At 66.9% G+C, this 26,677-nt stretch carries 24 protein-coding genes and 1 pseudogene; 8 read left to right on the forward strand and 17 right to left on the reverse strand.

The features are described from left to right. Nucleotides 1-208 precede the first annotated feature (208 nt). The 8 genes from OC159_RS15710 to OC159_RS15745 all read right to left on the reverse strand — a co-directional run bounded on the left by OC159_RS15710 (nucleotide 209) and on the right by OC159_RS15745 (nucleotide 8,423). Nucleotides 209-2,032, reverse strand: a complete 1,824-nt coding sequence (locus OC159_RS15710; RefSeq protein ID WP_265502117.1) for a methyl-accepting chemotaxis protein — start codon at nucleotides 2,030-2,032, stop codon at nucleotides 209-211. Between the two features lie 80 nt (nucleotides 2,033-2,112). Then, complete coding sequence (locus tag OC159_RS15715) at nucleotides 2,113-3,360, reverse strand: AI-2E family transporter (protein ID WP_265502118.1); 1,248 nt, start codon at nucleotides 3,358-3,360, stop codon at nucleotides 2,113-2,115. Between the two features lie 118 nt (nucleotides 3,361-3,478). Next, nucleotides 3,479-4,705 (reverse strand): saccharopine dehydrogenase family protein, encoded by a 1,227-nt coding sequence (locus OC159_RS15720; protein WP_265502119.1) that lies wholly within the window; start codon nucleotides 4,703-4,705, stop codon nucleotides 3,479-3,481. A gap of 35 nt (nucleotides 4,706-4,740) precedes the next feature. Beyond that, entirely contained in the window at nucleotides 4,741-5,835 is a 1,095-nt protein-coding gene (nspC, locus tag OC159_RS15725; RefSeq protein WP_265502154.1) for a carboxynorspermidine decarboxylase, read from the reverse strand. Between the two features lie 126 nt (nucleotides 5,836-5,961). Continuing rightward, entirely contained in the window at nucleotides 5,962-6,342 is a 381-nt protein-coding gene (locus OC159_RS15730; RefSeq protein ID WP_265502120.1) for a hypothetical protein, read from the reverse strand. A gap of 10 nt (nucleotides 6,343-6,352) precedes the next feature. Then, nucleotides 6,353-7,132, reverse strand: coding sequence for a DUF6478 family protein (locus OC159_RS15735; protein ID WP_265502121.1), 780 nt, complete (start codon nucleotides 7,130-7,132; stop codon nucleotides 6,353-6,355). Nucleotides 7,133-7,285: 153 nt separating this feature from the next. Continuing rightward, nucleotides 7,286-7,621 carry a 4a-hydroxytetrahydrobiopterin dehydratase gene (locus OC159_RS15740; RefSeq protein ID WP_265502122.1) on the reverse strand — a complete coding sequence of 112 codons (336 nt, stop codon included), beginning with the start codon at nucleotides 7,619-7,621 and terminating at the stop codon, nucleotides 7,286-7,288. Nucleotides 7,622-7,631: 10 nt separating this feature from the next. Beyond that, a complete protein-coding gene (locus OC159_RS15745) occupies nucleotides 7,632-8,423 on the reverse strand; it encodes a phenylalanine 4-monooxygenase (RefSeq protein WP_265502123.1) in 792 nt (263 codons plus the stop codon). Between the two features lie 117 nt (nucleotides 8,424-8,540). On the opposite strand from OC159_RS15745, the gene OC159_RS15750 reads away from it, so the two are divergent. Continuing rightward, a complete protein-coding gene (locus OC159_RS15750) occupies nucleotides 8,541-9,002 on the forward strand; it encodes an Lrp/AsnC family transcriptional regulator (RefSeq protein WP_265502124.1) in 462 nt (153 codons plus the stop codon). On the opposite strand, the gene cls is transcribed toward OC159_RS15750, so the two are convergent. After that, nucleotides 9,003-10,430, reverse strand: coding sequence for a cardiolipin synthase (gene cls / locus OC159_RS15755; protein WP_265502125.1), 1,428 nt, complete (start codon nucleotides 10,428-10,430; stop codon nucleotides 9,003-9,005). Between the two features lie 87 nt (nucleotides 10,431-10,517). On the opposite strand from cls, the gene accD reads away from it, so the two are divergent. Further along, on the forward strand, nucleotides 10,518-11,447 hold the full coding sequence (gene accD, locus OC159_RS15760; protein ID WP_265502126.1) for an acetyl-CoA carboxylase, carboxyltransferase subunit beta: 930 nt from the start codon (nucleotides 10,518-10,520) through the stop codon (nucleotides 11,445-11,447). 51 nt (nucleotides 11,448-11,498) lie between these two features. Further along, nucleotides 11,499-12,767, forward strand: a complete 1,269-nt coding sequence (locus OC159_RS15765) for a bifunctional folylpolyglutamate synthase/dihydrofolate synthase (RefSeq protein WP_265502127.1) — start codon at nucleotides 11,499-11,501, stop codon at nucleotides 12,765-12,767. A gap of 232 nt (nucleotides 12,768-12,999) precedes the next feature. On the opposite strand, the pseudogene OC159_RS15770 reads toward OC159_RS15765, so the two are convergent. Continuing rightward, a pseudogene (locus OC159_RS15770) lies at nucleotides 13,000-14,225 on the reverse strand (IS5 family transposase); the annotation flags it as partial. Between the two features lie 48 nt (nucleotides 14,226-14,273). Between OC159_RS15770 and OC159_RS15775 the strand changes: the two are divergent. Then, nucleotides 14,274-14,441, forward strand: a complete 168-nt coding sequence (locus OC159_RS15775; protein ID WP_265502156.1) for a hypothetical protein — start codon at nucleotides 14,274-14,276, stop codon at nucleotides 14,439-14,441. A gap of 284 nt (nucleotides 14,442-14,725) precedes the next feature. Here OC159_RS15775 and OC159_RS15780 read toward each other — a convergent pair whose 3' ends face one another. Next, nucleotides 14,726-16,621: an acyl-CoA synthetase gene (locus OC159_RS15780; protein ID WP_265502128.1), complete on the reverse strand. Its 1,896-nt coding sequence runs from the start codon at nucleotides 16,619-16,621 to the stop codon at nucleotides 14,726-14,728. Nucleotides 16,622-16,880: 259 nt separating this feature from the next. Here OC159_RS15780 and OC159_RS15785 point away from each other — a divergent pair, with 259 nt between their 5' ends. Beyond that, a complete protein-coding gene (locus tag OC159_RS15785; protein WP_265502129.1) occupies nucleotides 16,881-17,423 on the forward strand; it encodes a CAP domain-containing protein in 543 nt (180 codons plus the stop codon). A 93-nt stretch (nucleotides 17,424-17,516) separates the two neighbouring features. Here OC159_RS15785 and OC159_RS15790 read toward each other — a convergent pair whose 3' ends face one another. After that, on the reverse strand, nucleotides 17,517-19,316 hold the full coding sequence (locus OC159_RS15790; RefSeq protein WP_265502130.1) for an ABC transporter transmembrane domain-containing protein: 1,800 nt from the start codon (nucleotides 19,314-19,316) through the stop codon (nucleotides 17,517-17,519). Nucleotides 19,317-19,397: 81 nt separating this feature from the next. Next, the gene (locus OC159_RS15795) at nucleotides 19,398-20,069 is read right to left on the reverse strand and encodes a 5'-methylthioadenosine/S-adenosylhomocysteine nucleosidase (protein ID WP_265502131.1); all 672 of its coding nucleotides are present in this window, start codon (nucleotides 20,067-20,069) and stop codon (nucleotides 19,398-19,400) included. A gap of 87 nt (nucleotides 20,070-20,156) precedes the next feature. On the opposite strand from OC159_RS15795, the gene zapE reads away from it, so the two are divergent. Beyond that, nucleotides 20,157-21,254 carry a cell division protein ZapE gene (gene zapE / locus OC159_RS15800; RefSeq protein ID WP_265502132.1) on the forward strand — a complete coding sequence of 366 codons (1,098 nt, stop codon included), beginning with the start codon at nucleotides 20,157-20,159 and terminating at the stop codon, nucleotides 21,252-21,254. Here the strand turns inward: zapE and OC159_RS15805 are convergent. Further along, complete coding sequence (locus OC159_RS15805) at nucleotides 21,251-21,868, reverse strand: DsbA family protein (RefSeq protein WP_265502133.1); 618 nt, start codon at nucleotides 21,866-21,868, stop codon at nucleotides 21,251-21,253. The genes zapE and OC159_RS15805 overlap by 4 nt on opposite strands. 92 nt (nucleotides 21,869-21,960) lie before the next feature. Between OC159_RS15805 and OC159_RS15810 the strand changes: the two genes are divergently transcribed. Both OC159_RS15810 and OC159_RS15815 read left to right on the forward strand, forming a co-directional pair. Beyond that, nucleotides 21,961-22,251 carry an HNH endonuclease gene (locus tag OC159_RS15810; RefSeq protein WP_265502134.1) on the forward strand — a complete coding sequence of 97 codons (291 nt, stop codon included), beginning with the start codon at nucleotides 21,961-21,963 and terminating at the stop codon, nucleotides 22,249-22,251. 59 nt (nucleotides 22,252-22,310) lie between these two features. Continuing rightward, complete coding sequence (locus OC159_RS15815) at nucleotides 22,311-22,511, forward strand: hypothetical protein (RefSeq protein WP_265502135.1); 201 nt, start codon at nucleotides 22,311-22,313, stop codon at nucleotides 22,509-22,511. 67 nt (nucleotides 22,512-22,578) lie between these two features. On the opposite strand, the gene ettA is transcribed toward OC159_RS15815, so the two are convergent. Genes ettA through rimO form a run of 3 tightly spaced genes read right to left on the reverse strand, consistent with a single transcriptional unit; the run spans nucleotide 22,579 to nucleotide 26,545 of the window. Continuing rightward, complete coding sequence (ettA, locus tag OC159_RS15820; protein ID WP_265502136.1) at nucleotides 22,579-24,234, reverse strand: energy-dependent translational throttle protein EttA; 1,656 nt, start codon at nucleotides 24,232-24,234, stop codon at nucleotides 22,579-22,581. 54 nt (nucleotides 24,235-24,288) lie between these two features. Continuing rightward, nucleotides 24,289-25,203, reverse strand: coding sequence for a sulfotransferase family protein (locus OC159_RS15825; protein ID WP_265502137.1), 915 nt, complete (start codon nucleotides 25,201-25,203; stop codon nucleotides 24,289-24,291). Further along, entirely contained in the window at nucleotides 25,178-26,545 is a 1,368-nt protein-coding gene (rimO, locus tag OC159_RS15830; RefSeq protein WP_265502138.1) for a 30S ribosomal protein S12 methylthiotransferase RimO, read from the reverse strand. The genes OC159_RS15825 and rimO overlap by 26 nt, the downstream gene beginning before the upstream one ends. Nucleotides 26,546-26,677 lie beyond the last annotated feature (132 nt).

Raw genomic sequence — 26,677 nt, forward strand, 5'->3', positions numbered from 1 at the left:
ACCACGACGACTTCAAGGCCATGCCCGCCCCGGCCGACGCGCGGGTGATCGACACGCGCGGCATCTGGCCCCGCCCCGAATCCCTCACCCCCATCGCCGCCCAATAGCGCCGACTACGACCCCACCCCCTTCCCCAACCAAAAATGGAAGCGGAGGAATGAGGCGACCGTGGCGGTGCCGGGTCGCGTGCGGACCCGGCCGGCGCCTGCTACCAGGACGACCCGCCAGCCGTGCGCATCCGGTTCGGCGACAGACTGGCCAGATCGTCGCGTGAGCTGGTGCGGAACTGCGCCGCCTTGGCTGCCAGCTGCTCGGTCTGCTCTTCCAGGGCTCGCGCTGCGGCCGTGGTCTGCTCGACCATCGCGGCGTTCTGCTGGGTGACCCGGTCCATCTGGTCGGCCCCCTCGGACAGGGCCCGCAGGCTGTGGGACTGCTCTCGCGTGCTCGAGGCGATCATCGTGATGATCTCTCGCATCGCCGAGACCTCGTCGACGATGGCCACCAGCGACGTCCCCGACGCACGGACAAGGTCCGCCCCTTCCTGGACCGAGGCGGTCGAGGTGCCGATCAGCTTCTTGATCTCTCGCGCCGCCTCGACGGTCTTGTGGGCCAGCGCCCGCACCTCGTGGGCGACGACGGCGAAGCCCCGCCCGGCCTCGCCCGCACGGGCGGCCTCGATTCCGGCGTTCAGCGCCAGGAGGTTCGTCTGGAAGGCGATCTCGTCGATCACGGTGATGATCGTTCCGATCCGCTGGGTCGAGCCCTCGATCTCGCCCACGGCAGCCACGGCCTTCTGCACCACCTCGCCGCCGCTCTCGGCGCTGCACTGCGCCGCCTCGACACTGCTCTCGGCGCTCGACGCGCCGTCGGCTGTCTTGTCGACGCCTCTCGAGACCTCTGTCAGCGCCGCCACCGTTTCCTCGAGGTTGGCTGCCTGCTGTTCGGTCCGCTGCGCCAGATCCTGCGCGGCGGCGCTGATCTCGGCCAAGCCTGCGCGCATCACCGTCACACCTTCGACCACGACTCCGAACGCCTCGTCCAGCTGCCCCAGCGATTCGTTGAACTGATGCCGGATCGGCCCGAACTCGGCCGCGACATCGTCAGTGATGCGCACTGTCAGGTCGCCGCAGCTGAGCCTGTCGAAGCCCTGGCTGATCGCGGCCACGAACTCCTGCAGCTCGGCCGCCTTCTGCTTCGTCTCCTCGGCCATCGCCGTCTGGCGCGCCGCGACGTCGGCCGCCGACTTGGCCAAGCGGTCGCGTTCGATCGTCGCCTCGCGGAACGTCTCGACCGCACGGGCCATCGCGCCGATCTCATCCCGGCGGCCCGCGCCGGGTGCGGCCATGTCCGTCTGACCATGCGCCAGGCGGCCCATCATGGCGGTCAGCGACCGGATCGGCCCGCTGATGCTGCGCGACAGCGGAACGGCGCAGGCGATCAGCGCCAGCACCAGCAGCGCCGACCAGAGACCGCTGCGCCGGAGCTCTGCCATGAAGTCGGCGGTGATGTCGTCCACATAAAGCCCGGCGCCGACGGTCCAGTCCCAGGGCGCGAACTGGGACGAATAAGAGAGCTTCGGCTGCGGGTCGCCACCCGACAAGCGTTCAACGTGATAGTCGGTGAAGCCCCCTCCCGCCTGCGCGGTCTGGATCATCTGACGGATGTGCAGCTTGCCCTTCGCATCCGTGGCGTCCCATGCTTGAGTGCCTTCTCGCGCGACATCGGGGTGCATGATCCGCAGTCCCGTCGTGTCATAGATGAAGACGTAATCGTCGTCGCCATAGCGAATTGCGCGCGCAGCCTCTTTCGCGCGGGTTTGCGCCTCTTGCAGTGTCATCGCACCGGCATCCACCTGATCGGCGAAATGCGCGAGGATGCTCATGGTGCTTTCGACCTGCGTGGAGATCAGCTTCTTGCGGTCATTCCACATCACCTTGTTCAACGACATCAGCTGCAGCGACATCGCAAGGATGCTCAGCGTCACGGCCACGCCTATCATCAAGGTCAGCTTCTTCGAGATGCCAAAGGTCATCGTCCCGTCCCTTCCGGATTTGCCAGCCCCTGGCATAGTCCGAAAAGGTCAAGGCAAGGTTTACGGCGGCCCGTCCGGGCTCAGATGCTGCCGGACGGCTCTTCCGGCTCGACCAGCTCGCGGGTGATGGCACGGGCGGCGGGCTCGTCCTCGGCCTCGGCGCCGGTCTCGACCAGTTCCTTGGCCTCGGCCTCGTCCTCGTCCAGCGCAGGGGGCTGGTCTCCCGCCAGGAAGTTGCCGAACTTCTCCCACCCTGGAACATGTTCGGCCAGCACGCGCATCACGACCAGGACGGGGACCGCTATCACCATGCCGAGCACCGACCACAGCCATGCCCACAGCGCCACCGCCAGAAAGACCACCACCGTGTTCATCTGCAGCCGGCGCGACACGAAATAGGGCGTGATGATCTGCCCCTCGAGCGAGGTCAGCCCCAGATAGGTCAGCGCGACCATCGCGGGCCAGAACAGGCCCGGCATGACCACCAGCGCCACCAGGCCAGAAATGGCGACCCCCATGATCGCGCCCAGGTACGGAATGTAGTTCAGGACGAACCCGCCGATCCCGAACAGCAGCGCGCCTGGCATTCCCCAGGCCCACATCGACAGCCCGATCGCCAGGCCCAGGCAGGCGTTGATGATGGTGATCGCGCCCAGGTAGTTGCCAAGGGAATCCTCGATCTCCCGCAGGGCCAGGTAGGCGCCCCGCTTGTCGCGCATGCGGTCGAAGCTCTGCACGATCTTCAGATAAAGAAGGTCGCCGGACGCGATCATGAAGAACAGCAGGATCAGCGTGAAGACCGTCTGGCCCAGCAGCAGCGGCGCGGTCTTCACGACCATCCCCAGCGTCGTCTCGCCGTCCTCCTCGATGCGGATGGCAGGCGCTTCACCGGTCTGGTCGTCCTCGGTCTGCGCGTTCTCGATGCGCTCGGCCGCGTCGCGCAGGTCGGCAAGGCTGTCGCGGACGCTGTCGAACTTCTGCTCCAGCTGATAGCTGATCAGCGGCATGTTGTTCATCGCGCGGCTGATCGGCCCGCTTGCCGCATAGGCGATCACAGCGACACTGAGAAGAATGGACAGCGTGATGCCGGCGGCGGTCAGTCCATCCGGAACGCCCCGACGCTCGGCGAAGCGGCGTAACGGCGTGAAGACGAAAAACAGCAGCACCGCCATCGTCACCGGCATCAGGAAGTCGCGTCCGGCCGCGATGGCCGAAAATCCCAGGATCAGGAAGATGCCGATGACGGCCCAGTTCGCCAGCCGCGGAACAGAGCTTTCGCCCTCGGCGCTGAAGCGCGGAAACAGAAAGCCCTTGTCTGGACCTGGCATCAAGACCCCCCACATGCCTCGCACGACCCTTTCGGAACCCGTGCAGAAGACGCTGGCAAACGCGAACGGCGGCCCGGATGTTCCGGACCGCCGCGCATTCTTGCCAAAGATCAAGCCATCAGATCGGGCGGTCGCCCTCAGCGTCGATGACGCGGGTGGGCAGGCCCATCTGGCCCAGCAGCTCCAGGAACGGCCGTGCGGGCAGATCCTCGACATTGGCCATCTTCTTGACGTCCCACGGACCGCGGGCGATCAGGATGGCTGCCGCGACCGGTGGCACACCGGCGGTATAGCTGATGCCCTGGCTGCCGACCTCCTCATAGGCTTCCTTGTGGTCGGCGACGTTATAGATGAAGACCTCGCCGGGGTTGCCGTCGCGGGTGCCCTTGACCAGGTCGCCGATGCAGGTCTTGCCTTCGTAATCCGGCGCCAGGCTGGCCGGGTCGGGCAGCACGGCCTTGACCACCTTCAGCGGCACGACCTCGGACCCGTCGGCCAACTTGACAGGCTGTTCCGACAGAAGGCCCAGCTTCTGCAGGACGGTGAAGACGTTGATGTAATGCTCGCCAAAGCCCATCCAGAACCGCACATCCGCCTGTGGGAACCTGGCCGAGAGGCTGTGAACCTCGTCATGGCCGGACAGGTAGGCGGTGCGCTTGCCGACAACGGGCAGGTCCCATTCGCGACCCACCTCGAACATGCGGTTTTCCTGCCACGCTCCCTTCTGCCAGGAATATACCGTGCCGGTGAACTCGCGGAAGTTGATCTCGGGGTCGAAGTTCGTGGCGAACCAGCGGCCATGGCTGCCCGCGTTGATGTCGACGATGTCGATGCTGTCGATCTTGTCGAAATACTCGTCCTCGGCCAGGCGGGCATAGGCGTTCACCACGCCCGGATCGAAGCCCGCGCCCAGCACGGCGGTGATGCCGGCACGGGCCACGTCCTCGCGCCGCTTCCATTCATAGTTGCCGTACCAGGGCGGCGTCTCGCAGACCTTGGATGGGTCTTCGTGAATGGCGGTGTCGATATAGGCGGCGCCAGCGCGGATGCAGCCCTCCAGCACGGTCATGTTGATAAAGGCCGTGCCCACGTTGATCACGATGCCCGCGTCCACCTTGCGGATCAGCGTTTCCACCGCGACCGCATCCATCGCGTCCAGCGCATGGCTGTTGAAGGGCATGTCGTGGCCCTTGTCGCGCAGGGTCTGGATGATCGCATCGGCCTTGGCCTGAGTCCGGTTCGCGATGTGCAGCTCGCCGAACTCGACCGCCCATTGCGCGACCTTGTGCGCCGTGACCTGCGCCACGCCGCCCGCACCGATGATGAGCACGTTCTTCTTCGCCAATTCTGTCTCCTTCAGGTGGCAGAGGTTGGGTCGCCTCAGGAAAGGCTGCCTTTGTAATCGTCATAGCCGAAGCTGCGGACGGTGCGGACCGATCCGTCCTCCTCCAGACGGGCAATGGTGGGCATGGCCACGCCGTTGAACCAGTTCTTCTTGACCATCGTATATCCGGCCGCGTCCTGGATGCTGATCCGGTCGCCGACCTGCAACGGGCGCTCGAAGCGCGCCTCTCCGAAGATGTCGCCGGCGAGGCAGGTCTTGCCGGCCACCTGATAGGCGTGGTCCCCGTCTTTCGGAAGCTTGGCGTCCTCGCGATAGATCAGCAAGTCCAGCATGTGCGCTTCGGTGCTGCTGTCGACGATGGCAACCTGCTTGCCGTTGTCGATGATGTCCAGCACGCTGACCTCCAGCGTGGTGGTGCGGGTGACGCTGGCCTCGCCCGGCTCCAGGAAGGCCTGCACGCCGAAGCGGTCCTGGAACGCCTTCAGCCGGTCGGCCAGACGCTCCAGCGGATAGCCCTCGCCGGTGAAATGGATGCCGCCGCCGAGCGACACCCAGTCCAGCCGCTTCAGCAACCCGCCGAACTCGTCCTCGATCCGGGTCAGCTGGCGGTCGAAGAGGTCGAAGTCCGCGTTCTCGCAGTTATAGTGGATCATCACGCCGTTGATGTGATCCAAGGCGGTTTCCAGCCGGGCCGGGTCCGCCTCGCCCAGCCGCGAGAAGGGCCGCGCAGGGTCGGCAAGGTCGAACCCGCTGGTTGAAAAGCGCGGGTTCAGGCGCAGGCCGGTGGCGATGCCTTTGGTGCGGTCGGCGAAGCGATCCAGCTGCGACAAGCTGTTGAAGATGATCTTGTCGGCATAGCTGACGGCCTCGTCGATCTCGTGGTCCGCCCAGGCCACCGAATAGGCGTGGGTTTCGCGGCCGAACTCCTCGTGCCCCAGCCGCAGCTCGAACAGCGACGACGAGGTTGTGCCGTCCATGTAGTCGCGCATCAGATCGAAGACCGACCAGGTGGCAAAACATTTCAGCGCCAGAAGCGCCTTGGCGCCCGACGCCTCGCGCAGCCAGGCGACCTTTTCCATGTTGGCCCGCAGCTTGGCCATGTCGATCAGGTAATGGGGCGTCTGCGGCAGGGTCATGGGCGAATTCCTTCGGTGGCGCGGACGGGACGGGCGTGCGAGGCCGCCCATATAGAGAAGCACCTTGTTCTTCGCAAGGAAACAAGACGGGTCGGTGAACGGCGGCGGCCCCCCTGACGCTCAGCCGGCGGCGAAGCGTCGCAACTCTCGCTTGACCAGTTCCAGTTCGGCCCGCAGCGTGGCGATCTCGGCCATCAGATCCTCGTCCAGCGGCTGGCCTGCCAGCAGGACAAGACGCGCCAGCACCCGTCCGTCGGGGCGCAGTCCCTCCCCGCGGGCACCTTCTTCGGCCTTGAGCAGCAGTGTCTGCACGCCACTGGTCAGCACCTCGGCCGGCAGGCCGAGCTCGACATGCCACGCGTCAGGCCCGTCGGCGACGGGCACAACCTCGGCCATAATTTCACCGTGCTGGACCAGGACCACACGGGCCGGTGCCTGCGTCCCCCGCAAACAACCGCGCCACACGCCGCCCCGGAGGCCATGATCCTCGAAAATCGGCATGACGCCTCCTTCACATCTGTGCACGCGGATGGCGGGACAGGATCGCGTCGCGCAGCGCCACGGCGTTCATGTACGGCGCCTCGAAGATGACATCCAGCCACGCCTTGTCGACCGACCGCTGGGACAGGTTCGCATAGGCAAGGTCGAACTCGATGATGCGGTGACAGTTCCGACCGGCAATGTCGTCGCCCATCTTGCGCAGCAGCGTTTCGGTGTTCGGGCCCTGCTGGACGTTCAGCCGTGCATAGACGGCGATGGGGCGTTCAGCCTGCAGGACCGACTCCAGCCTCAGAATATGGTGGCTTGCCAGGTCCTCCAGCGCATCGGATGGCAGAGACAGCGAAAGCGACAGGAAGCTGCCGGTGAACCCCATCACCTCGAGCGAGAGGCCGAAATCCGACAGGTCGGTGGCCCGGCGGTTGCGGACCTGCCGCAGGATCAGCGCCCGTTCCCCGCAATCGTGAAACAGCGCAACCTCGTCCGACAGCCATTTTCCGTCACCGGGGGCGACCAGTGCGGGGGCTGCCGTGCGGCTCCGCATCACCTGCGGGCGCCACCGCCAGTCTGTGCCGGCCGGCAGGTCGATCCGGCGCAGCGAATCGCGCGGTCCCAGGGCCCGCGCATCGGCCGCCTGAAGAAAGCGGGACAGGACGTGCTGCAGGGCCCGCGCCTCGTCCCTCAGGTTTTCCGATACCGGGCCGGGGCGGCGCAGGACGCTTGCGTGCATCCGCTGCCACTGGCGCGCCGCGTTGGCGCGAAAGCGCCGCCGCAGCCAACCCCTGCCCCGCACTACCGCCACCCCGCCTGCGCCCCGGAACGCCGGCAGCGCCCGTCAGGTGAGGGACATCCTTCGGAACAAGGATCGATCATTCGCCGTAACCCGCCACATCCTGTCTGCGACCGGGATAGACCGTGACGCAAGCGGCGACAACCCTCGGATGTATCAGGCCACCAGCGCGTCCAGCCGCGCCGCGCAGATGAAGTCGTTGCGGGTCAGCCCGCCCGCCTCGTGCGTGGTGAAGGTGACGGCGCAGTATCCCCAGCCGAAGGCGATATCGGGGTGGTGGCCCTGCTTGTTGCCCAGCCACGCGGCCAGGTTCGCCATCTCGACCGCCTTGGCGAAGCCCTTGAAGTCGAAGCGCCGGGTGATGGCGGTGCCGTCGCCGGACATGGTCCAGCCGGTCAGTTCTGCCATCATGGTCTGGGCGCTGTCGGCGTCCAGGGCTGCGATGCCCCCCTGGCAGGGCTCGCAGGTGCTGGTGGCAAGATCGTCGGTCATCTGCATCTCCTCAGGCGGCATCCTTGGGTGGATATTTCGGGGCGTGCAGCCCCAGCGAACGGGCGTGCCCGACATCGGACAGCAGGTCGCGGCGGGCGGCGGCGAACAGGTCGTCCAGGTTGTCTATCACGAAATAGACCGGCTGGTGGATATCGATGCGGTAAGGCGTGCGCAGGATGTCGATCACGCCGAACGGCCGATGTTCGGGCTGGCCCGAGATTGCCCAGGGCAGTTCCGTGACCGAACTTGCCAGCCCCGACCCCAGCGCCTTCAGCTGGCCAGCCTCGCGCATCAGCCCGAACTCGATCGAGAACCAGTAGAGGCGGATCAGCCAGCTGTAGTCCGACTTGCCGCAGCGCGTCCCCGCCTCGCCGATGGCCTGGCTGAAGGCGGCGAAGGCCGGGTCGGTCAGCAGGGGCGTGTGGCCGAAGATCTCGTGGAAGATGTCGGGCTCCTCTATATAGTCGAAGTGCTTGCGCTTGCGGATGAAGCTGGCGGCCGGGAACGTCCGGTCGGCCAGCATCCCGAAGAAGCGACCGAAGCCGATCAGCGCCGGCACGGGCTCGACCCGCCAGCCGGTCAGCGTGCCCAGCTTCGCGGACACGTCGGGACATTGCGGCACGCGGTCGGCGCGCAGGTCCAGAAGCTCCAGCCCGCGCAGATAGGGCGCGGCCATGTGGCGGCGCACGGCCGGCAACTGCTGCACCACGAGGTCACGCCAGACGGCGTCTTCTTCGGCGTCATAGGTGATGAAGCCGCGGTCGTCGGGATGCTTCGCCTCGTATTCGGTGGACTTGGGCATGGTGGTTCCTCCTCGGAGACAGTCTAGCGCCGATGTCTGAAAAACCTTGCCCAGATGGGCCGCCGGACGCATTCTTCGGGAACAGGATGCCCGCGCGTCGGGGTCAGGGGGAATCGCATGCCGGATCTTGATGAGACCGACCGACGCATCCTGCGGCTGCTGCAGCGCGACGCGACCTTGTCGACCCAAGGCTTGGCCGAGGGCGCGGGCCTCTCGACCTCTCCCGCGTGGCGCCGCCTGCGCCGCCTGATCGACAGTGGCGTGATCGACCGCCAGGTGGTTCTGGTCACGCCCACGCAGGCGGGCCTGCACGCAATGGCTTATGTTCAGGTGTCGCTGCTGGACCACACGGAACAGACGCTGGCGCGCTTCGACCGCTTCGTACAGTCCGAGGACCAGGTCATGGAATGCGCGACGATCACCGGAACATCCGACTACCAGTTGAAGATCGTCGCCGCCGACCCCGAGGGGCTGGAACATTTCCTGATGCGCCGGATGCTGCCCCTGGGCATCATCCGCAGCACGGTGACGCATTTTGTCCTGCGCCAGACGAAATACACGACCGCCCTGCCGCTGTGATCACAGAAGCGGCGATGCCAGCGCCAACAGGTTGTTGCGCATCCGGCGCCCCCTGCTCCAACCCCTGACCTCCTCGAGCGTCAATTCCCGCGCGCGGGCGGCATAGGTCTTCTGCCGCGCGTCCAGCTCTCCCACGACCTCTCGGTCGATGACGGTCATGTTGACCTCGTAGTTCAGCTCGAAGCTGCGGCGGTCCAGGTTCGCGCTGCCGATCATGGCCATCTGCCCGTCGACAGTCATGATCTTGGAATGCAGCAGGCCCTCCTCGAACAGCATCAGCCGCACTCCCGCCGCCAGCAGGCCATGATAGAACCCCTGGCTGGTCGCGCCGACGATCAGGCTGTCGTTGCGCGCGGGCAGCAGCATGGTCACATGAACGCCACGACGCGCCGCGGACCGGATCGCCGCGTCCAGCGCCGCGTCGGGCACATAGTAGGGCGTCGTGATCACCACGCGGTCGCGCGCGACGTGCAGCATCCCCGACAGGCAGTCCGACACGCTGCCCGCCCGCAGGTCCGGACCCGTTGCGACGACCTGAAGGATGCTGCCGGGGTCCGCCACCGGCTGGACCGGCTGCAGCATGTCGCCCAGGTCCCGTCCGGTATAGCTCATCCAGTCGCCCAGGAAAACGGCCTGCAACTGCCGCACTGCCGGCCCCTCGACCGAAACCAGCAGGTCCACCCAGGGCGCGAAGCGCGGCTTGATCGCAAAGGCCATGTCCGAGCCGTTGCGGCTGCCGGTAAAGGCGATGCGGTTGTCGACTACAAGGATCTTGCGGTGGTTGCGCAGGTCCAGCCGCTGGAACAGGATGCTGATGAAGGGCAGGCCCCAGGGGAACGCCGTCACGCATTCCGCGCCGCCCTGCTGCATCCGGTCCCAGACCTCGGAACGCACGAAGGCGCGCGACCCCAGCGCGTCGACGATCACCCGGCACTGGACGCCCCGCGCCTCGGCCCGGATCAGCGCCTCGGCCAGCTTGATCCCGCTGACATCGGGCAGCCAGATGTAGAAGACGACATGGACATGATCCTGCGCCGCGTCGATCGCCTCGACCATCCGGCCGATGGCCTCGTCGCTTTCGGGCAGCAGCTTGACGCGGTTGCCGCTGACCGGCGGCATCCCCCCGACGGCAGCATTGGCCGCCACCACCGGGCTCGTGTCGTCCGGCACCGGCGGCCACGTGGCGGGGCTGGGACTGCGCAGGCCCGTCAGCCGGTCTCGCACGTCGGCCATGCGCTGAACCTCGGCCCGCTTCATGCGCACCTCTCCGAACAGCAGGTAGGCGACGGCGCCCACGACCGGCACGGCCTGGATCACCATCACCCAGACCAGCCGCACCGACGGCTCGATCCGCGGGCGCAGCAGCACCCGCACGATGATCGCCAGCGACAGCGAGGTATGCAGCAGAAAGAACAGGGTGGCCCACATGGGGCGCATCATTCCCGCCCGCCCCGGCAATTGCAATTCCTTGCTTCGCGGCATATCTGGGGCGGGAAGCAGCCAAGGTCGCCCGCGATGAACTGGATCACGAACTATGTCCGCCCGCGCATCAATTCGCTGTTCTCGCGCCGCGAGGTGCCCGAGAACCTGTGGACGAAATGCCCCGAATGCGGGACGATGCTGTTCCACCGCGAACTGGCGGACAACCTGAACGTCTGCACGAACTGCGACCATCACATGGCGATCACGCCGCGCGACCGCTTTGCGGCGCTCTTTGACGCGGGCGCCTTCGTCGAGGTGAAGGTGCCCGAACCGGTGGCCGATCCGCTGCAGTTCCGCGACCAGAAGAGATACCCCGACCGCATGAAGTCCGCCCAGAAATCCACGGGCGAGAAAGAGGCGATGCTGGTCGCCGAGGGCGAAATCGGCCGCACGCCCGTCGTCGCCGCCGGCCAGGACTTCAGCTTCATGGCCGGATCGATGGGCATGTATGTGGGCAATGCCATCGTTGCCGCCGCCGAACGCGCGGTGGAAACCGGCAAGCCGCTGGTGCTCTTTTCGGCGGCCGGCGGGGCGCGCATGCAGGAAGGCATCCTGTCGCTGATGCAGATGCCCCGCACCACCGTCGCAGTCGAGATGCTGAAGGACGCCGGCATCCCCTATATCGTCGTGCTGACCCATCCCACCACGGGCGGCGTCACCGCCAGCTATGCGATGCTGGGCGACATCCAGATCGCCGAACCGAATGCCTTGATCTGCTTTGCCGGACCCCGCGTCATCGAGCAGACCATCCGCGAAAAGCTGCCCGAGGGCTTCCAGCGGGCCGAATACCTGCTGGAACACGGCATGCTGGACCGGGTGACGCACCGCAAGCAACTGCGCGAGGACCTGATCTCGATCCTGCGCATGCTGGGCCGCCTGCCCGCGCCGACCCGCGCCGATCTTCCGGCCCCGGCCACGCCCGATGTCGCGCCGCCCGAAACGGCCGCAACCCCGGCGGAATAACCTTCTTCCTTGTTCAAGCCTCCGGTCGGGGGCTGTCCGGCGGTGTTCGACATGAGCCAATCAGACCAGATCCTGGCGCGCCTGATGGCGCTGCACCCCAAGGTCATCGACCTGTCGCTGGACCGGATGCACCGCATCCTGGCGGCCCTGGGCCATCCTGAACGGTCGATCCCGCCGGTCATCCATATCGCCGGCACAAACGGCAAGGGCAGCACACAGGCGATGATCCGCGCCGGGCTGCAGGCTGGCGGGGCCCGCGTTCACGCCTATACCTCGCCGCACCTGGCGCAGTTCCACGAACGCATCCGCCTGGCGGGCGACCTGATCCGCGAAGACAGCCTTGCCGCGACGCTGGAGGAATGCGAGGCCGCAAATGACGGTCAGCCGATCACCTTCTTCGAGATCACGACGGCTGCCGCCTTCCTCGCGTTCTCGCGCGTCGAGGCGGATTACACTTTGCTCGAGGTCGGCCTCGGCGGTCGCCTGGACGCGACGAACGTCGTTGACGACCCGCGCCTGACGGTCATCACGCCGGTCTCCATCGACCACACGCAGTACCTCGGCGAGACGCTGCCGCTGATTGCCGCCGAAAAGGCCGGCATCATCAAGCCGCGCGTGCCGGTCATCGTCGGCCCGCAGAACGACGAGGCCCTGCGCGTGATCGAGGTCCGCGCCCAAGGGCTGACGGCGCCGATCATCGCCTACGGCCAGCATTGGATGATCCAGCCCGACCGCGACGGGATGGTGTTCCAGGACGACCACGGCTTATGGGACCTGCCGCGCCCGAACCTGATCGGCCCGCACCAGATCCAGAACGCCGGCACGGCGCTGGCCGCGCTCCGCGCCCTTGGCGCGACCGAGGCCCAGGCCCGCGCCGCCGTCACCCTCGCGGAATGGCCGGCCCGCATGCAGCGCCTCCGCCACGGTCCGCTGGTCGATCTGGCGGGCCCGGCCGAGCTGTGGCTGGACGGCGGCCATAATCCGGCGGGTGGCGAGGCTCTCGCTGCCACCCTGTCGGCGCTGCCGCCCCGCCCGACCCACCTGGTCTGCGGAATGCTGAACACCAAAGACATCGCCGGCTACCTGCGCCCGCTGGCGGCCCACGCCGCCACCCTGACCGCCATCGACATCCCGGGCGAGGAGAACACGCTTCCCGCCGCCGAGACCGCACGCTCGGCAGCCTCGGTCGGCATCCCCGCCCGCACCGCCGCCAACGCAACCGAGGCGATCCGCGGCATCATCCAGGACGACCCCGCCGCCCGCATCCTCATCTGCGGCTCGCTCTACCTTGCGGGCCGCATCCTGCGCGACAACGGATGAACACCGGCGCGACGCTCGAAGCTTCTGGGTAGGCTCACTGCGACAGAGAGTATTCGTCTTCGTCGCAATCAGGCACCCTCTGATCCAGATGGGTGTGACCTGACAGCCATGAAATCGCCGGGAATCTGTGCCAATAAGGGTTTGGCTTCCGATCGCCGAGAGGCCATGCGCAGACCTTCTTAGTCCGGCCTGAACAACTGTGTCGGACGGCCAGCGCGAAGCTCTGGCAGTGTCTTTCGCGCCAGATACTGGCCTTGGTCAGGTGAAGCAGCAGACACCAACGAACCCTCATACGGGCGAGGATCTTGCGGATGTTGTGGCCGCAGGCGCAGAGGACGGCATCGCCGATGCGGCCTTTCAGCGGGCGCCTGGCGAGGCGACCGCCTGTGTTCATGTGCCCGATCTCAGGCTCGAGGGCGCTTCGTCGCTTGATGAGCTTGGCCGATAGCGGGGGTGATGCCGCGTCTCGTGCCGCTGATCAGGACCCTGGCCGTCTCCACGCCGTGGCCGCGATAGCCGCGGCCGACCACGGCCAGAGCCGGCACCTGGCCGGTCAGGATGGCGACCTGTTCCAGCGCAGGCGCCAGGGTATGGCCGTCGTGGGGGTTGCCGGGGAAGCTGCGGGCGCCGACAGCGAGGCCTCCGTCGAGGGTTGTGGCGAGGCTGACCTTGGTGCCGAACTCGTAGCGGATGCGGGCCTTGCCCCTGGAGATGCTGTCGACCTCCGGCTCGTGCAGGGAATGGACCCTGTTCTTGCTCTGCGGCGTCTGCTCGAGCAGGCGGCCGACCAGCCAGAGCGCCTCCAGCACCCGTCCGCGCAGCGGACCTTCGGAAATGTCCTGCGAGTGGCGGCGCAGGTCCCGGCAGAGCCTTCCAGCAAAGTTCTTGATCTGACGCAGGGCCTTGGGCATGCGCTAGAATTTTCCGGGTATGGGCATACCGCCCGACTTGAAGGGCCAGTCGCGGGGCAAGACGGGCGTAGCTCTGGCGCAGATCGATCCTGGCTTCCTTCGCCAACCCCACCAGCCGTGCGCGCGCCCGCTCGTAAGGTCGCGCATCCGTGGGATGGGCGATGGCTTTTTCCATCACAATTGTGTCGACCGCGACCCGCTTCAGGCTCTTGTCGCCGCCCGCGCCCGCGGCTCGGCCGGCTTCAAGGGGTCCTGGTCAGCAGCCATTCCACTCCTTCCTCGCCGATCCGCTTGCGCCAGCGCACCAGCGACGAGGGATCGGTCGGCGGGCGGTGCCGGAAGAACGTCTCGCCGGTGAAGTGCTGATGATACGGGTTCTCGACCCAACGGGCGACGACGGCCTCGTCCGACAGCTTGAAGGCTTGCTGGCGATACATCAGCCCCGCCACCAGGCGCGGCGACGGCGCAGGCTGACCCTGATGCGAAGGGAAGAAGCGCGCGCGCCAATCCATCAGTTCCGCAAGCTTCACCAGCTGGTGGCGATCATGTCGACCAGTCGGGGGCGGAGCAGGTCATCCTGTTCAGGAGCACGAAAATGAGCTTCATCGGCGACCGGATCGCAAGGCTTCTGCCCAACGCATACGAAACCGTGCATTTCAACGCGACCAAATCCGCAGCTTCATCGCGCAAAATCAACGAGCTAAGTGTTGTTCAGGACGGACAAGGTGGCGAGTATCCGCGCCGACATCGACACCGCTCGTGAGTGGGCTGGGAACCGTGGATGCCATGGCTTGACTGACCGACTGCATCAGCAAGCGCATGGCGGTCGCAACGAAGGCATGGAAGACCTACAGGTCCCGCGGCCGTGCTGGCGCGAGGCTGGCCGCGCAGGCACCTCCATGCGGCCTTGTTCCAGCGAACAAAGGCAAATTGCATATGCAATGCGCTGGCCATATGCCGATCGCCGTTGCCAGACAGACCAGACCCGACGACGGGCTGCCTTTGCAGGCTCGTGGCGAAGGGAAGCCACGACGAAGCCGTCGCTTGCTACTGGTCCGCGTCTGTCGGCCAATCCCAGGCGCAGGTGAACTGGCCGAGCCGCGTCCGGACCTCTGCCTCATCGGCACCGTTGCGCCGGATGTGGGCCACCAGGCCACGCTTCTTGTCCTCGTGCACGCCGGTGACATGCGCGCCGGTGCCCTCCAGCGCCATGTCAAAGACGCGCGTGATCGCCAGCTTGCGCAGATCCGGCTTGAAGATCTTGCCCACGGCGGTCTTGGGAAGTTCGGGCAGGATCTCGATGTGCTTGGGAATCGCCGCGCGTTCGTGGATATGGGCCTTGGCATGGGCCATCAACTCCTCGGCCGAGACGGTTGCGCCGTCGACCAGTTCGACATAGGCGCAGGGCAGTTCGCCCGCGAAGGCGTCCGGCTGGCCGATCGCGCCGACGAAGGATACGGCCGGATGGGACAGCAGCCCCTCCTCGATCTCGGCGGGGTCGATGTTGTGGCCGCCGCGGATGATCAGGTCCTTTGCGCGCCCGGTGATCCACAGGTACCCGTCCGCGTCGACCCGACCCAGGTCGCCCGTCCGCAGATAGCGGTCCTCGGCGAACAGCTTGTGGTTCTTGTCGACCTCGGTATAGGTCGATCCGGGGAAGACGCCGGGGTTGGCCACGCAGATCTCTCCGACCTCGTCGACGCCGCATTCGTGGATCTGCCCGCTGTCGGAATGGTTCAGGATCCGAACATGCGTGTAGGGCAAGGGAACGCCAACGGAGCCCACCTTCTTCACCCCGTCAACAGGGTTGCAGCTGACCAGGCAGGTCGCCTCGGTCAGGCCATATCCTTCCGCGATCTCGACGCCGGTGGCGGCCTTGAACCGGTTGTAAAGCTCGATCGGCAGCGGTGCCGACCCTGAAATCGCGGTCTTGAGGCTGCTGACATCGGCGTTAACCGGCCGCTGCATCAGCGCCGCGATGGCGGTGGGCACGGTGATCAGGAAGGTCGCCTGCCAGCGTTCGATCAGCTTCCAGAAGTTGTCGAAGACCCCGTCGCCCCGGTACCCGGCGGGCGTCGGCATGACCACATGCGCGCCCGAGGCGATGCAGGACATCAGCACCGGATAGGCCGCGAAGACATGGAACATCGGCAGCGGGCACATCAGCACGTCGGCTTCGTCGAACAGCAGCGTGCCGCCCAGCCAGCCGTTGTAGATCATGCCCGAATACTTGTGCTGCGCGACCTTGGGCGTCCCCGTCGTGCCCCCGGTGTGGAAATAGGCCGCAATGCGGTCCTGCTTCGGGTCGTCGAAATCCAGGCGCGTGTGATTGCAGCCGCTGGCGGCGGCCTCGAAGTTCAGGACCTTGGCATGGTGGCGCGTCTTCACCTTGGGGCGAATCAGCGGGACGATCCAGCGCTTGATGCCGCGCAGGTGGCGGTTCAGGTCGACCTCGATCACATGGGTCACATCGGGGGCAAGCGCCACCGCCTCGGCTGCCTTCTGCGCCACGTCGGCCTTGGGGAAGGACCGAAGCGTCACCAGCACCTTGGCCCGCGTCTCGCGCAGGATCCCGGCGATCTGCTGGGCATCCAGCAGCGGGTTGATCGGGTTCACGATCCCCGCCGTGGCGCCCGCCAGCAGGACCACCGGCGTCTCGATGCTGTTTGGCAGAAGATAGGCGATGGTGTCGGTGGGGCCGACGCCTAGGCTGCGGAACAGGTTGGCCGTCTCGGTCACCCGCTCCAGCAGGTCCTGCCATGTCAGGGTCGTGCACGGCGCGCGCGGTCCCGACAGAAGCTGAAACGAGATCGCAGGCCGCTGGGGGTGTTTCGCCGCCGTGCCGGACAGAAAGTCATAGATCGTGACCGGCAGGCCCCGCGCCTCGTAGTCGCATTGCTGTTCTATCCTGTTGCGATCCTCGTAGGTGCTGAACTTGCCCATCTGGTCCTCCCTCGCGAGCCGTGTTACGGCCCCGCCCTGCCGGGGCAGGATGTCCCGAAGGCGGCTTGGGGGGCAAGGGTCTGCACCTGTGCCCCTGCCAAAAACGCGGCGTCATCCCCGACGGTGCCGGATGACCGCCGCGTGGATGTCGGCAGCGTCCCGCCAATGCGCGGCGATCTCGACAATCGTGGCTGCAAATCCTTAAGGTTGTTCGTATAGACAATCGCGACAACCAGTGCGGATAAAGAAGAGGACGCAGATGGCAGAACGACAGCTCAGACTTCCGGCGCAGATGCTTGCGCTCTGCGGGCTGGCCCTGGCCGGTTGCGCGGCCCCAAGCGCGGACCTGGGGACCGACGCCTATGCCGTCCAGGTGGCCGAACCCGGCGAGGCGACCTGCGCCGCCACCAGCGCGTCCGAGAACGCCGCCGGGGCCGCGGCGACGAACAGCGCCCGCAGCCGGGCGAGCCTTCCCCCGGTCACCGCCCGGCCGGTGTTGGCCAAGGTGGCGGCGGCGCATGCCTGCGACATGGCCAAGCGCGGTCGCATGACCCACATCGGCAGCACCACCTCGGGTCCGGCGGCACGGGTTCGCGCGGCGGGATATGCGCCCTCGGTCACGGCCGAGAATATCGCCGCCGGTCCCTACACGCTGCCGCGCGTGCTGCAGGAGTGGAACTCGTCGCAGGGGCACCTGTCCAACATCATGCTGCCGCAGGTGCGCGACTATGGCATTGGCCGGGCGATCGGAGCTGACGGGCGCACGGTCTATTGGGCGGCGGTCTATGCGGCACCTCGATAGGCGCCGGTGCGCCGCCGACCGGTCAGGTCTTCGGCGCGGGGACGTCGGGCCAGCCTGCCGCGGCTCGACGGCCTTCGGCCTGCAACGGCAGGCTCAGACGGCCTGATCGGCTGCTTGCGGTCCGTCCGTGAACTGCATTCGCGCCAGGCGCGCATAGAGCCCGCCCTGCGCCACCAGCACGTCGTGGCTGCCCTGCGCCACGACCCGACCTTCGTCCAGCACGACGATCCGGTCCGCCTTCTTCACCGTCGCCAGGCGGTGCGCGACGATGATCGTCGTCCGCCCCTCGGCCAGGCGGCTGACGGCCGCCTGCACCAGCGCCTCTGATTCGGCATCCAGCGCGCTGGTCGCCTCGTCCAGCAGCAGGATCGGCGCGTCGCGCAGGATGGCGCGGGCGATGGCCACGCGCTGGCGCTGGCCGCCCGACAGCATCACGCCGCGTTCGCCAAGCGCCGTGTCATAGCCTTCGGGCAGCGCCGTGATGAAGTCATGCGCATGGGCCGCGCGGGCGGCGGCCTGGACCTCGGCATCGCTGGCCTCGGGGCGGCCAAGGCGGATGTTGTCGGCGGCCGAGGCGGCGAAGATGACCGGGTCCTGCGGCACCAGCGCGATCTGGCTGCGCAGGTCGACGCGCGCCAGTTCGCGCAGGTCAATCCCGTCCAGCGTCGCGCGACCCGCCTGCGGATCCCAGAACCGCTGGATCAGCTGGATCACCGTGGTCTTGCCGGCGCCTGACGGACCGACAAGGGCCACCGTCTCTCCGGAGCGGATGGTCAGGTCGACGCCGTGCAGCGCCGGGCTGTCGGGTCGAGAGGGGAAGCGGAAGCCCACACCCTCCAGCGCGATATCTCCCCGCACCGGTTGCGGCAGGGCGCGCGGGTGGGCCGGATCGGTCAGCGCATCCTCTGCCGACAGAAGCTCGGCCAGGCGCTCGGTCGCGCCGGCGGCGCGCTGCAACTCTCCCCATATCTCGGACAGGGCCCCTGCTCCGCCCGCGACCAGGATCGCATAGATCACGAACTGCACCAGCTGGCCCGCCGTCATCGCGCCTTCGCGCACGTCGCGGGCGCCGATCCACAAGACCCCGATGACGCCTGCGAAGATCAGGAAGATCACGATGGCGGTCATCACCGCCCGTGTGCCGATGCGGGTCATCGCCACGCGATAGGACCGCTCGGTCACGTCGTCGAAGCGGGCAATGCTGCGCGCCTCGGCCGTATAGGCCTGCACCGTCTGCGCGGCCAGCAGGGTTTCCGACGCGGTGCCCGACGATTGCGCGATCCAGTCCTGGTTCTGCCGCGACAACCCGCGAAGGCGGCGGCCCAGCACGATGATCGGCACCAGGATCGCCGGCACGATCAGCAGCACCAGCCCCGTCAGCTTGACCGAGGTCCAGGCCAGCAGCGCCAGGCCCCCAACCAGGATCAGCAGGTTGCGCAGCGCAATCGACAGGGACGATCCCACGACCGACTGGATCAGCGTCGTGTCGGTGGTGATGCGCGACAGGATCTCGCCGGTCAACACGCGCTCGAAGAAGGCGGGCGACAGGGTGATGACGCGGGCGTAGACCGCTTTGCGGATGTCGGCGACGACGCGTTCGCCCAATCGGGTCACGAAGAAGTAGCGCGCCGCCGTTCCTAGGGCCAGCAGCGCCACGATGATCAGGGCGGCGCCGAAATATTCGTCCAGCAGCCCCGCCCCATCATCGAAGTTGTCGACCACGCGGCGCACCGCCAGCGGAAGGATCAGGCTGATCCCCGAGGTGCCGACCAGCGCCAGCAACGCCATGACCACCTGCCCCCGATAGGGCCGCACAAAGGGCCACAGAGCCCCCAGCGCGCCGACGCGCCGGCTGGTGGGCCTGTCTTCGATGATCCGATTGCCGCGTGCCATTCCCGCCCGTCCGCTGTTCTTGCGGTCCCGGTTTAGGCCGGGGGCAGGGCAAGGACAAGCGCGCCCCCTGTCGCGGGCGACCTAGGGCTGAAGCCGGCCGTCGCCGATCGCGGCCTCCAGCAGATCCACAGCATGCGCCAGCTTTTCGTCGATGACGTGCAGGTACTGCGTCCAGCCGGTCAGCTCACGAAGCTCGGCCACACCGTCAGAGATGCCGCGCAGCCCGATCAGCGGGACATCGAACATCTGGGCGGCGCGAAGATGGGCGAAGGTCTCCATGTCGACCATGTCTTCCTCGACCCGCGCATAAGCCGCTCCGCTGACGATGTTCGCCCCCGTGGACAGGCTGGCCACCGGCAGGCCGGGGATGCGGTGCGGCAGATCGACCATGCGCGGCAGGTCCAAGAGCGGTGTGCATCCCGGCGCGAATCCCAGAGGAGAGGCGTCCATGTCGCGATAGCCGACCGCGCCGACCTGATAGAGCTCGGTCTGGACCAGCCGGGCCGACCCTGCCGACCCCAGCGACACGATCAGGCGCGGCAGCGGGTCCATCCGGGTCAGGGCGGCGGTCAGACGCACGGCGGCCTCGACCGGGCCGATGCCGGTGATCAGCGGGGTGATGCGCGCCTGCAGGGCGGGGCCGTATTCAGGCTTCGCGGCCATGACGAACAGCACAGGAAGGCCTGCGATCAGGTCGGGCTGGGGCGTCTGGAACATGATCACCTCGGGCAGGTTGCGCCACCGACGTGGCATGCACCCTTGGCAGGGTCAAGCGCGATGCGCCCTTGCGGCCATGCGCGCCGCTGTGGCAGGGGTTCGCCGTTCTAAAGAGGGGCAGCGATGGGCAAGGTCAGCGATCTTTACCGGCAACGCGTGGCGGCGGGCGCCCTGCGCGCCGATCCCGCGCAAGAGGCCGTCCTGCCCCACATGGACCGCGTTCTGGACCAGATGCAGGCCGCGCCGGCGCCCAAGCGGTCCGCTTGGCGGGCCTTCCTGGGCGTGGGCAATCCCGACCCGGCGCCGGGGACGCGCGGGCTCTACCTCTGGGGCGGTGTCGGGCGCGGCAAGTCGATGCTGATGGACCTGATGGCCGAGGCCGCCGGCGACATCCCCTGCCGCCGCGTCCACTTCCACGCCTTCATGCAGGACATCCAGGCCGGGCTGGACGCTGCGCGCAAGCGCGGCGAACAGGACACCGTCCGTCCCGTGGCCGAGGCCGTTGCGCGCGAAGCCCGCCTCCTCTGCTTTGACGAGATGCAGATCACCGACATCGCGGACGCGATGATCGTGGGGCGGCTGTTCCAGGTGCTGTTCGACCAGGGGGTCGTGGTGGTCACCACGTCGAACCGCGTTCCCGAGGACCTCTACAAGCACGGGCTGAACCGGCAGCTGTTCCTGCCCTTCATCGACCTGATCCGCCAGCGGATGGAGGTCGTGTGCCTGGACAGCCAGACCGACTATCGCCAGAACCGTCTGTCTGGCGGGCAGGTCTGGTTCAGCCCGGCCAACGCGGATGCCAAGGCCGCCATCGACAGGCAGTGGTCGGATCTGACGGGCAATGCCGCCCCGACGCCCTGCCGGATCGAGGTCAAGGGACGCCAGGTCGAACTGGCCGCCTGCGCGGGCCGGGTGGCGCGGTCCAGCTTCTGGGACCTGTGCGGGCGGCCCTTGGGTCCGGCGGATTATCTGGCGGTCGCGGATGCCGTGGACGTGCTGATGATCGACGGGGTGCCGCGGCTCTCGGCCTCGAACTACAATGAGGCCAAACGCTTTGTCACCCTGATCGACGCCCTCTACGAGGCAGATGTCCGCCTGATCGCCAGCGCCGCCGACGAACCCGAGCAGCTCTACAACGAGGGCGAAGGCAGCTTCGAATTCGAACGCACCGCCAGCCGGCTTCGGGAAATGCAGGACGCGGCCTGGGGCGCGCGGGACTAGACGCCCATCGTCCTGCGCCCGCGGGCGACCAGGTCGCGCATCTCCTGCGGGGTCATCTCACCGAAGACGGCCTCGTCGCCGCAGATGAAGGTGGGGGTGCCCATCAGCCCCATGTGATCGGCCAGAAGAAAGCTGGTCGCGATGTGGCTGGACACGGAGTCCGAATCCATCCGCTCTCGCAACTCGGCCGCGGCCAGGCCCACGTCGCGGGCGACGCGCATGACGCTGGCCTCCTCGGCCCGGCCGCGCATGCCCAGCATCCCGGCATGGAAGCGCCAGTACTTGCCGGTCGGCAGCGACGCCAGCGACGCGCGGGCGGCGAATTCCGATCCCGCGCCGAAGACCGGCCATTCGCGATAGACGACGCGCAGGTCCGGGTCGCTGCGGACCAGCTGCTGCATCACCGGCAGCATCTTGCGGCAGAACCCGCAGTTGTAGTCGAAGAACTCGGTCAGGGTGATGTTGCCGTCGGGATTGCCCAGAACGGGTGCGGTGGGATCGCGTTCCAGCGCATCTCGCAGTTCCTCGGGCATGGGGTTGGCGCGCTCCTGCGCCAGCGCAGGTAGGGCCACGAACGCACCGGCAGAGGCCAGAAGAAGGCGTCGTGTCGGCATGACTTGTCCTTTCGCGGCGGGTGCGGTCACATGGTCAGCTAACGCGAGGTAACGGCATGCGTAAACCACGGCAGCAGAAAGAGAGGGTCACGATGCCGTCAGACTCCGGCGCCGACCCGGTCTGCCCGCTCTGCCTGCGCCCGATCCCGCCGGACGTGCCGCAAAGCCGCCACCACCTGATCCCCAAGCTGAAAGGCGGCAAGGGCAGAGAGACGGTCCTGCTGCACCACATCTGCCACAAGACGATCCACAAGACCCTGCGCGAGGGCGAACTGGCCCGCAACTTCAACACGGTCGAGGCGCTGCGAAGCCACCCTGAACTGGCACGTTTCTGGGCATGGATCGCCAGACGCCCGCCGGGATTTACAGGAAAGGTCCGTTAGCCGCTTTGAGATCGGCCGATTCGGGCGCACGCTGGATGCTCAACCAGAAGGAGCCTGCCATGACCCGCACGATCCTGACCGCCATCGCCCTGGGATGCCTTGCGGCACCGGCCCTGGCGCAATCCTCGGACACGCCCGCACCGGCGCCCGTCGTGGTCCCTGCTCCCGAGGATGCCCGAACAGAGATGACCCCGCGCCCCGAGACAGCGACTCCGGCCAGCCGGAAGTCCTGCGGGCGCGACCGCCACGTCATGTCCTGACAGCCCCGGCATCTGCCGCGCTGCCTGGCCTCGAAAAAGGGCGCCGGGGTTGCGACGCCCCTGATGGTCAGCGCGTGAACTTCTTGTACTTCACACGCTTGGGTTCGACCGAATCCGGCCCGAGGCGGCGGATCTTGTCTTCCTCGTAGGCTTCGAAGTTGCCCTCGAACCATTCCACATGCGCGTCGCCCTCGAAGGCCAGGATATGCGTGCACAGCCGGTCGAGGAAGAAGCGGTCGTGCGAGATGATCACCGCGCAGCCGGCGAAATCGTCCAGCGCCGCCTCCAGCGCCTGTAGGGTTTCCACGTCCAGGTCGTTCGTCGGTTCGTCCAGCAGCAACACGTTGCCGCCCGATTTCAGCAGTTTCGCCATGTGGACGCGGTTGCGTTCGCCGCCCGACAGCTGGCCCACCTTCTTCTGCTGATCGCTGCCCTTGAAGTTGAACGCGCTGCAATAGGCGCGGCTGTTCATCGTCGCATCGCCCAGGGCGATCAGTTCGGCCCCGCCGCTGATTTCTTCCCACACGGTCTTGCCGTCGGCCAGCGCGTCGCGCGACTGGTCCACATAGGACAGCTGGACGGTGTCGCCCAGGGTGATGCTGCCCTCGTCGGGCTGCTCGTTGCCGGTTAGCATGCGGAACAGTGTCGACTTGCCGGCGCCGTTCGGGCCGATCACGCCGACAATGCCGCCGGGGGGCAGGGCGAAATCCAGGTTCTCGATCAGCAGCTTGTCGCCCATCGCCTTTTTCAGGCCGGTGACCTCGATCACCTTGCCGCCAAGGCGTTCGCCGTTGGGGATGATGATCTGGGCGTTCGACAGCCGTTCCTTTTCGGTCTTGTTGGCCATCTCATTATAGGCGTTGATCCGGGCCTTCTGCTTGGCCTGGCGGGCTTTGGCACCGGCGCGGATCCATTCCAGTTCCTTTTCCAGGACCTTCTGCTTGGACTTGTCCTCGCGCGCTTCCTGCGCCACGCGCTTGGCCTTGGCCTCCAGCCACGAGGAATAGTTCCCCTCGTGCGGCAGGCCGCGGCCACGCTCCAGCTCCAGGATCCAGCTGGTGATGTCGTCCAGGAAATAGCGGTCGTGGGTCACGGTCAGGATCGTGCCCTTGTATTCGATCAGGTGCTTTTGCAGCCAGGCGATGGTTTCCGCATCCAGGTGGTTGGTCGGTTCGTCCAGCAGCAGCATGTCGGGCGCTTCCAGCAGCAGCTTGCACAGCGCCACGCGGCGACGCTCACCGCCCGACAGGGTGGTGACATCGGCATCGTCGGGCGGGCAGCGCAGCGCCTCCATCGCGACGTCGATCTGGCTGTCCAGGTCCCACAGGTTTTCCGCGTCGATCTGGTCCTGCAGGGCCGCCATCTCCTCGGCGGTCTCGTCGCTGTAATTCATCGCCAGTTCGTTGTAGCGATCCAGCTTGGCCTGCTTTGCCGCGACGCCCAGCATGACGTTGCCGCGCACGTCCAGCGATTCGTCCAGCTGCGGCTCCTGCGGCAGGTAACCCACGGTCGCGCCCTTGGCGGCCCAGGCCTCGCCGGTGAAGTCCTTGTCCCAGCCCGCCATGACGCGCAGCAGGGTCGACTTGCCGGCACCGTTGACGCCGACGACGCCGATCTTGACACCGGGAAGGAAGTTCAGACGGATGTTCTCGAAGACCTTCTTGCCGCCTGGATAGGTCTTGGACACGCCGTCCATGTGGTAGACGAACTGATAGGACGCCATCGGACTCTCCTGTAATTTGCTGCCTTGTAGGCGATCGGGCGGGCCGATGGAAGGTCAGCGGATCTCGGCCACGAAATTGCAGCCCAGCATGTCGCGCAGCGTATCGACCTGCGGCGCCAGCCGGGCCTCCAGCGCGGCCACGGCTTCGGGCGGGGGCATCAGGCCGGGGGCATTGGCAAAGACCTTCTTCGTCAGGTTCGCATAGAAGCCGGGGCCGATCCCCAGATGCGCCTCGACGGCGTCCATGACCTTGTGGGGCGCGGCGGCGATGCGCCCGAAGGGGATCACCAGCATGTCGGGATAGCGCGCCAGCCAGCGCGGCAGATAGGTCGCATAGTCGCCGCGCTCGTCCAGCACCGGGTTCGCCACCTCGGCCAGCCAGTCGTCCAGCGTCAGGGGCGTTCGCTGTTCGCGCCGCAGGTTCATGCGTAGCTGGGATATGGCGCGATCGACCGGGTGGCGGACCAGATAGATCACGCGCGCCTTGGGCAAAAGGTCGCGGACGGCCTGCACGCCTTCGTCCGGCAGCGCCGAATATTCCGGCGTAAAGTCCATGGGCATGGCATGGGCAGGCGCGGGTGCGAAGATGCGCTTGTACCACTGGTTGTGGAACATCTTGCCGCTGGTGATGGCGGTCAGATAGGCGTCCAGCGCAGGCTCCAGCGGGACCTGCCGCATCCTGTGGCGGTCGCGGATCTCCTGCGGCTTGTTGCGGTAATGCCAGGCGATCCAGCGGCGGTGTCCGGGCATGTGCTGGTGGTTGAAATACTGCACCTCCTTGAAGGGCGGGATCCAGACCTGAGGGTGCTGGCCCAGCATCTGCGCGAGCCAACTGGTTCCGGCTTTCTGCGCCCCGATGCACAGGGCGCCGGGCTTTCGCGGCCGGCCTACGGGGTCGAAGGCGGGGCTGATGGCCAACGTGGTCACCAGCCGCGCCAGCTGGTCAGTCGCGTCGTCCCCAGAGGTCATAGTCGCCCGCCTCGTCCACAGTCACGGTCAGGATATCGCCGGGGGTCAGGCCGTCAAACCCCTGATCGATGAAGAGGTTACCGTCGATTTCCGGCGCGTCGGCCTTGGTGCGGCAGGTGGCGCCGTCCTGGTCGATCTCGTCCACGATGACCTCAAGCCGCGTGCCGACCTTGGCCTCCAGCTTGGCGGCGCTGATCGCCTGCGCCTTTTCCATGAAACGTTCGAAACGCTCCTGCTTGATGTCGGGGGCCACATGATCGGGCAGGTCGTTGGCGCGCGCGCCCTTGACGTTTTCGTACTGGAAGGCGCCGACGCGGTCCAGTTGCGCCTCGTCCAGCCAGTCCAGAAGGGTCTGGAACTCTGCCTCGGTCTCTCCGGGGTAACCGACGATGAAGGTGGAGCGCAGGGTGATCTCGGGGCAAATCGCGCGCCACGCCGCGATCTCGTCCAGCGTCCTGGCCGCGGCGGCGGGGCGGGCCATGCGCTTCAGCACGCCCGGGTGGGCGTGCTGGAACGGGATGTCCAGATAGGGCAGCACCAGCCCTTCCGCCATCAACGGGATCAGGTCGCGCACATGCGGATAAGGATAGACATAGTGCAACCGCACCCAAACCCCAAGCGAGCCCAGATCGCGCGCCAGATCGGTGATATGGGCGCGGTGGCCACGTTCGGTGTCGTGGCGGCGGTCAAGCCCATAGGCGCTGGTGTCCTGGCTGATCACCAGCAGTTCCTTGACACCGGCCTCGACCAGCTTCTCGGCCTCTCGCACGACGGCATGGGCCGGGCGGCTGACAAGGCGGCCGCGCATGTCGGGAATGATGCAGAACTTGCACTTGTGATTGCAGCCTTCAGAAATCTTCAGATAGCTGTAGTGCCGCGGCGTCAGGCTGACCCCGCTTGCCGGCAGCAGGTCGATGAAGGGATCGGGCCTGGGCGGCACCGCCAGATGCACCGCGTCCAGAACCTGTTCGTACTGATGCGGCCCGGTCACGGCCAGAACCTTGGGATGCGCGCCGGTGATATAGTCCGGTTCCGCCCCCAGACAGCCGGTGACGATCACGCGGCCGTTCTCGCGCAGCGCCTCGCCGATTGCGTCCAGGCTCTCGGCCTTGGCGCTGTCCAGAAACCCGCATGTATTGACGACCACGGCATCCGCGCCGTGATAGTCGGCACTGATCGCATAGCCTTCGGCCCGCAGGCGGGTCAGGATGCGCTCGCTGTCGACCAGCGCCTTGGGGCAGCCCAAGGACACCATGCCGATGGTCGGCTGGCCGTCGCGGCGTTCATCGGGGATGCGCGCGCGGGCAAGGTCGGGGCGAAGGTCTGGCGGGTTCTGCTGCATCCGCCGCACATAAGCGATTCGCCCGCGCGGGAAAAGACGCAACCGCTGGCCGCCAGGTGCCCCCTGTCACCGCCGCCGCATGAAGCGGCGCAGCATCTTGAAGATCGCGAACCACTTGAACAACCTGTACAT

It is taken from the genome of Paracoccus beibuensis (assembly GCF_026162625.1).
Lineage (GTDB): Bacteria > Pseudomonadota > Alphaproteobacteria > Rhodobacterales > Rhodobacteraceae > Paracoccus > Paracoccus beibuensis.